At 55.6% G+C, this 3,997-nt stretch carries 5 protein-coding genes; all 5 read right to left on the bottom strand.

The window, feature by feature from the left end:
* Positions 1-207: hypothetical protein (locus ABYV89_RS15095; RefSeq protein WP_432823762.1), on the bottom strand; the 207-nt coding region annotated here is incomplete at its 3' end.
* The gene (locus tag ABYV89_RS15090; RefSeq protein WP_432823761.1) at positions 204-437 is read right to left on the bottom strand and encodes a LapA family protein; all 234 of its coding nucleotides are present in this window, start codon (positions 435-437) and stop codon (positions 204-206) included. The genes ABYV89_RS15095 and ABYV89_RS15090, both read right to left, overlap by 4 nt.
* Positions 438-488: 51 nt before the next feature.
* Positions 489-815: a zinc ribbon domain-containing protein gene (locus ABYV89_RS15085; protein ID WP_432823760.1), complete on the bottom strand. Its 327-nt coding sequence runs from the start codon at positions 813-815 to the stop codon at positions 489-491.
* 54 nt (positions 816-869) lie between these two features.
* On the bottom strand, positions 870-1,415 hold the full coding sequence (locus tag ABYV89_RS15080; RefSeq protein WP_432823759.1) for a hypothetical protein: 546 nt from the start codon (positions 1,413-1,415) through the stop codon (positions 870-872).
* 928 nt (positions 1,416-2,343) lie between these two features.
* The coding region (locus ABYV89_RS15075; protein WP_432823758.1) for a hypothetical protein at positions 2,344-3,997 on the bottom strand (1,654 nt) is incomplete at its 5' end.

Below are 3,997 nucleotides of genomic sequence, written 5' to 3'. Positions count from 1 at the left end.
GGCAGGCGACTCACGGAGGATCGGAAAGCCTCCCCGCGTGGTGGTGACGAAGCCCTCGAGGGCGTTGTTTTCGTCGGCCGGGGGGGCGGCCCCGTCGAGCATGAAGGCCGGATAAGGGGACTTCAGGCGCAGGCGAAGGTTCCGCAGGTATTTTTTGCCCGGGCCGAGCGGCCGGCTGATCGGGGAGGATTCGCCGGGGGTGCTCATACGGCCCCCTTCGGGCCGCTTCGCCTGCTTTTCGCGCCGCTTCTGATGAGCAGCGCAACCAGCAGCCCCGCGGCGAAACCTCCCGCCGCCGTCAGGAACAGCAGCAGGATTGCGGGAACCTCGGCGGCAAACCAGAGAAAGCGTGCCTGGATGGGGGCGGTGTTCTGTGCCACCAGCAGCAGCAGCGCCAGGCAGAGGGTCAAAAGAAACAGCACTTTTAAACTCTTCATACAGGACACATCCTTTTCGTCCACCGGGGTCTGTTCTGCCGGCAGGCCCCGTCAAAGCCCTTCAAGCAGTTTGTAATACTCTTCGAGATTGCGCAGGGATTCCATCGTGACCAGGTAGAGTACCCAGCTCAGGGCGAGGATTCCGATGGTGAGACCGATCTTCCAGGCCCAGGACGTTTGCGGGCGCCACCAGATCAGGGGCAGGGCCAGCGGCCCCACGCAGCCGAGGGCGATGACGATAAAGGTTTTGCGAAAATACCATGGGAGCTGTTCTTCGCCAGCGCGGGGGCGCCTGGCGGCATCCAGAAATTCGCCGCAGTGCTTGCACTTGATCGCGTCGTCTTGTATGTCTTCAGCGCAAAAGGGGCATTTTTTCATTGAAATCTCACTGGCGGGAGTCCATCCGAAGAGCGGTCGAGCGGCCCGATTCAACTACTGTTCGGCCCTGGATTTCATCGCGCGCATTAACTCACCGGCGATAGCCTGAATAACCTTTACGTTGTCCTGGTTTTCTGGGAGGGCATAGCCGATGCCGCGCAGCTTCTGGTTGCCGTTGTTTTCATAAACCTGGAAAATGATGAAACCGGGACCGACTTTTGAAAAATCCGTTTTGTAGGATATCTGGTTGAAGTTGGAATTTTTCTTTAAGAAGTCGATATCCCCGCCGGTGATGATCATCTCGAACCACTGGACCGGTTCTTCGTTGACGACGAAGCCATTGACATCGCCAAACTCTCGGGACAACACCGTCAGGGCCTCTTTTATGCTGGAAAGCTCTTCCGTCCGGCGTTCTGGTGAGCTTGCGGGGGGAAGCAGGTAAAGGGAGGTCGCGCCGTCGAAATTTTTGTTCTTCACATAGGTTTGAGCCATTTCAACCAGGTAGTCGAATTCCTCGGCGCTGCTATTGGTTGGCAGGCCGACGCTGGCCGTCATGAATAAGGACAGGGCCAGAAGTGAAAAAAAGGCAAATCGTTTCAATTGCAGCTCCTCTTTTGAGGTCGGGGCAAAATCATTCGCACGTTAAAGGCGTGCCCTCCTTGTATGCGGCAGTGAGCCTAGTTTGCCAGAAAACTCGATTTTTGACAGCCCTATCTTTTCGCAAAGGCCAGGCTCGTTTCGATGTCAAAACGGCCAGGGGAGCGATGACCGCGCCGAGCGGTTCAGCAGGGCGCGCAACGCGTAGGGATCAACCTCGGGTTATGGCCGGCGCCTCGCGTGGGCCGGCGATTGGAGGTGCGGGGATTTTTCTTGAATCAGGGGGGCGGTGGAAAACGGCTCCCCCTGTGATTACGGCTCTGGATTTTCTTTGGTTTCGTTCACGACACGGTGAACGTCGGGGAGGCATCACCTGCCTTCGGGATGCCTTGTCGGGCATTGACACGCCCCTTTTTTCTTTTCGGCCATGATTCTTTCAAGGATGAGAGATCTCCCGTTATTCTTTCGAACATCATCCCTGATGTCATCTTCGGTGTATTGGTAGCAGTAGCAGATAGTTTTCATGTTTGCCTTTTTTAAGCCGATTGATCGCGGTAATGAATCTGTCTCCCGAATTCAACTTTACATTAAAATCGGTATGATGTCCCTCGACGCTTCTATAACCTGTTTTTGTATGTGTTTGGCAATAATTACGATAGGTTGACTTGGTCCGACCCCGGCTTTCTGCCGGACTGGATGCCCTTACCCCGGATGCCCGTTCAGTGTTCGTAGTCGAAGTAGCCGTACATGGGGATTCCTTGAGATGGGGGTGAACTGAGAGGCGAATTATAGCCCGAGACGTGGCTAATGTACAACCCCGATAAACAATGCCCCTGGCCAGTGACCAGGGGCATGCAAGTTGTTTCATGGAAACGACGGGCAGGTTTGACGGGGCTCGATTCACAGCCGCCAGTAAACCGGCCAGGTGGGCCTAGTTACTGGTTGAGCTTTGGCCGAACAAATAGTCGGTTTCAACATCACCGATTTCGGGGTTAAAGTAATTGATTTCCACCACTAATCCGCTAAGCCTTGAAGGCGCCTGCGGCAGGCTGATACTGAAATAAGCCCCCTCGGCCCGGGCTTCCAAGTCGTCGGAAACCCAGCTCTGGCCATCATGACCACCCCACCAGATCCAGCCGTAATATTCTCCGGTAAAAGCGGTTGCCGGTGTGAACTCAAAATGCTTTTCCTGACCGAATATGTTGTCGATGGCCCAGTCAAGAGACTGGGTTGTGATGTTTGTTATGGCGGGGAAGAGGGCATCTTTTTCCGCCGCGCTCATCGCCGCGAGATTGATCAGCCGACCATGGTTTCTGGAGGTTACGGTTTGCAGTATGTTGTTTGAGCTGTCGTAGACGTCCCAGCGATAAATCGCGCCGGCGGGAACGGTACTGAGATCCTCAGGAATATAGACATGATGAATTTCTTGTCCATTATTGAGGACATGGTAGCCCTCGAAGCGGAACATGTCGCCAAGAAGACCGGGTTTATTGAGGACTAATCCCGATTCGGGCAGACCGGGGCCGGTAACAACGACGTAATCGACACGGGGATCGTAGGTGTCGACGTCGATGTCAAAGCCGGAGAATTCCTCCTTCACGCCGTCGTTCCAAATGTATCGGGCAGCTTTTAGATCAATGTCGCAGTCGATCAGATAGCCGTTACCGGTGAGCTTCCATTCGCCGTTTTGCTTGACCATCGCGATCGGGGTTCTCATCGCCTCGGAAAAGTCTTTCTCTCCCGAACGCCAGTGATCTATGCCGGTCAGCAGGTACCGGCCCGTTTCGGCGTCATAATGCATCACTGCCAGGTTGCTGACACCGGTAGTCTCGAGATTCTCTTCCCAGTCTTCCAGCCAGCCGCTGAGATCCTGGTCGCGACGTTCGCCGTCGTTCCAACCGTAGGTTGTTTCATCAACATAGAAGGGGAGAATACGATCATAAAACGCTTGGTCCGCGGCTGCTTGCGCCGCCTGGTTGCCTGTTGCCGCCTGTGACGCCAGCAGCCACTCCTGCGTCGCGGCCTTGACTTCGGTAAGGAAGGCCGCGATACGAACGGCGATATCGCCCATGTCGCCCTTGACCTGTTTGACATTGCCGGCCACGGTGGAATCGATCGGGGTGGCGGTTTTCAGGTCGTTGAGTTGCAGGCCGCCCGTATGGATGGTCGAGCCGTCGGCCTTGTTTTTGACGGTGGTATTGAAAAGGCCGCCATTGTTGGCAACTTCGACACTGACGGCGTCCAGCATTTCGTCCGCGCCGGTGCCGTCGGCGACAAAAGTTTTGGTCAGGTAGTCTTCGATGCGGGCATCGAACTGTGCGAGCAGAGGTGTAAAGATCCTTTGAAATTCGGTAATGGCGCCATCAAGGGAGGCTTGCACCTCCGCCGCGTTGCTTGATGGTTTCCCCGTTTCAGCCGTGGGGTTTTCGGCCGCCGCGCCGTCGGGCAGAATCAATTCGATATCGGGATCGGCAGCGTAGGCCACCATGTTGCTGATCGGGTTGACGTTGTTAGTGCCGACCGCTTTTGCGATGTGACGCAGATGGAATTCGGTGAATCCGGCGGTGCCTTCAGCCAGCAGATAG

Origin of the sequence: Trichloromonas sp. (assembly GCF_041583255.1) — a bacterium.
GTDB lineage: Bacteria > Desulfobacterota > Desulfuromonadia > Desulfuromonadales > Trichloromonadaceae > Trichloromonas.
This window is presented reverse-complemented; position numbering and strand designations above follow the sequence as displayed.

Coding starts and splice junctions, on each gene's coding strand:
- ABYV89_RS15090 (WP_432823761.1), bottom strand. CDS start 437: ATGAAGAGTTTAAAAGTGCTGTTTCTTTTGACCCTCTGCCTGGCGCTG.
- ABYV89_RS15085 (WP_432823760.1), bottom strand. CDS start 815: ATGAAAAAATGCCCCTTTTGCGCTGAAGACATACAAGACGACGCGATC.